Origin of the sequence: Desulfogranum marinum, assembly GCF_016918565.1 — a bacterium.
GTDB lineage: Bacteria > Desulfobacterota > Desulfobulbia > Desulfobulbales > Desulfobulbaceae > Desulfogranum > Desulfogranum marinum.
Genome location: NZ_JAFFQD010000142.1, coordinates 1 through 804, shown reverse-complemented (window position 1 = coordinate 804; position 804 = coordinate 1). Strand labels below are relative to the sequence as shown.

Annotated in this window: 1 pseudogene; it reads left to right on the top strand. The window is 45.4% G+C overall.

What is annotated here, in order from left to right:
• Positions 1-781: pseudogene (locus JWH17_RS23230) on the top strand (ISKra4 family transposase); the annotation flags it as partial.
• Positions 782-804 lie beyond the last annotated feature (23 nt).

Genomic DNA, 804 nt, shown 5'->3' with positions numbered 1-804 from the left:
CCGCCGACCAGTACTCGTCTTTTCTGCTGACGGCGCCATGGTTCCAATCAGGACAGAAGAAAAAGGGCAGCCTCACTGTTGGCGCGAGGCGAAAGGTATTCGTGGTTATTTGCTGGACAAAGATAAAGTTGTCCATCTGTTAAGCTGGCATCAAATCAGTAACATTAATGAATTCCGCGAGTTTCTGGCCGAGTTGAGGGAGCAGGATATCATTCCACTGGACAAAGTACGTTTGTGTTTTGTTGGTGATGGAGCTAAGTGGATATGGGACTGTGTCAAAGAGTATTTCCCTGAATGTCGGCAAGTTCTCGATTATTATCACTGCTCGGAACATTTACATGATTTTGCCAAAATTCACTTTTCTGAAACAGAAAAGGCCCGTTCGTGGATAGAACAAACCAAGGTACGCTTGTTTCATAATAATGCTGCTCACGTGATCGCCGGGTTGAACCGGATGAAGTGTGAAACTGCAGAGGCAAAGACAGAGCGGGACAACCTGGTCAACTATCTCAAGACAAACAAGGTTAGAATTGAGTATGGCCGCTTACGGCGTGGTGGCTATCCACTTGGCAGTGGCGCAATAGAAAGTGCCAACAAGTTTATCAGTAATATTCGTCTCAAGAGATCAGGTGCCTGGTGGAAAGTTGACTATGCCAACAATATTTTGAAGCTACGCTGCGCCAAGTATAACTCAAAATTTGATTCGTTCTTTGATCAGTATGAGAAAAGTGCGCAGGAAAAAAGGGTCTCACGAGAGAAGAGGATTCGGCGTGTTAAATGATTCCATAAACGTCGGATGCACCC